This window comes from Amycolatopsis sp. MEPSY49 (assembly GCF_051337345.1).
Taxonomy (GTDB): Bacteria; Actinomycetota; Actinomycetes; order Mycobacteriales; family Pseudonocardiaceae; genus Amycolatopsis.
The window spans coordinates 1-1,317 of record NZ_JBDLYJ010000036.1 but is presented as its reverse complement, the minus strand read 5'-3'; the positions used below and the strand labels follow the sequence as shown (position 1 = coordinate 1,317).

Annotated in this window: 1 protein-coding gene; it reads left to right on the top strand. The window is 68.9% G+C overall.

Annotated elements, in window-relative coordinates:
- Window positions 1–234 precede the first annotated feature (234 nt).
- Window positions 235–1,308, top strand: coding sequence for an IS110 family transposase (locus ABFJ78_RS50170; protein WP_436394702.1), 1,074 nt, complete (start codon window positions 235–237; stop codon window positions 1,306–1,308).
- The last annotated feature ends 9 nt before the right edge of the window (window positions 1,309–1,317 follow it).

Below are 1,317 nucleotides of genomic sequence, written 5' to 3'. Positions count from 1 at the left end.
TGAATGACAGAGAGGATGTGGGTGAGCACCTCCCGCCGGGGTCTGACCCTGTGAATGACTGACTTCGGGTCTTTGTCGAGATGTGTCGACCCCGGTCGGGAGGTGCTCGTCGCACTCACCGGACGGGCGTTGGTGACTTCATAGGAGCCTGGCCAGAGGCCCCATCTCTGTCTTGTCCCGTGTTGCCTGGCTGGTGCGTGCCGCCCTGCCCACGTCAACAACGACAGGACGACAATGCCCACTATCGCACCCCACCCCGCGCAGCTGCCCGAGGTCACCGGCGGAGTCGACACCCACCTCGACACCCACACCGCAGCCGTGATCGATCCGGTCGGGCGGGTCCTGGGTAGCCGGCAGTTCCCCGCCGACACGGCTGGATACGCCGCGTTGCTGGGCTGGATGCGCACGTTCGGGCGGCCGGCGCGGGTCGGTGTCGAAGGCACCGGAGCCTACGGCGCCGGACTGACCCGAGCACTGCACCAGGAACAGGTCGACGTCATCGAGGTCGACCGCCCCCACCGCAAAACCCGCCGATTCCAGGGCAAGTCCGACCCGATCGACGCGATCGCCGCAGCCAAGACCGCCCTGGCAGCAGAACGCACCGGCACCCCCAAACAGCGGGACGGCCGCGTCGAGGCACTGCGCATCCTGCGGGTCGCCCGCCGCAGCGCGGTCGCCCAGCGCGCCGACACCCAACGCCAGATCAGGGCCCTGATCGTCACCGCCCCCGACCCGCTGCGCGACCGGCTACGCGGCCTGAAAATCCCGCACCTGATCTCCACCTGCGCAGCGTGGCGCCCCGACCGGACCGACACCGCCACACCGGCCACCGCGACCAGGCTCGCCCTGCGGTCCCTGGCCCGCCGCCACCAGCAGCTGACCACCGAGATCACCGACCTCGACCAGCTTCTGCAGCCTCTGGTCGCCGCCATCAGCCCACGCCTGCTCGCCGTCCCCGGTGTCGGCACCGACGTCGCCGGCCAACTGCTGGTCACCGCCGGTGAAAACCACGACCGACTCACCTCCGAAGCCGCATTCGCCATGCTCTGCGGCGCCGCCCCGATCCCGGCCTCATCCGGCAAAACCACCCGGCACCGCCTCAACCGCGGCGGCGACCGGCAAGCCAACGCCGCCCTCTACCGCGTCGTCCTCACCCGCCTGCGCTGGGACAACCGCACCCGCGCCTACCTCGAACGACGCACCGCCGAAGGCAAAACCAAAAAAGAGATCATCCGCTGCCTCAAACGCTACATCGCCCGCGAGCTCTACCGGACCATCATCAAAAACGACCCCGAACCCACCACTTGACATCCATAG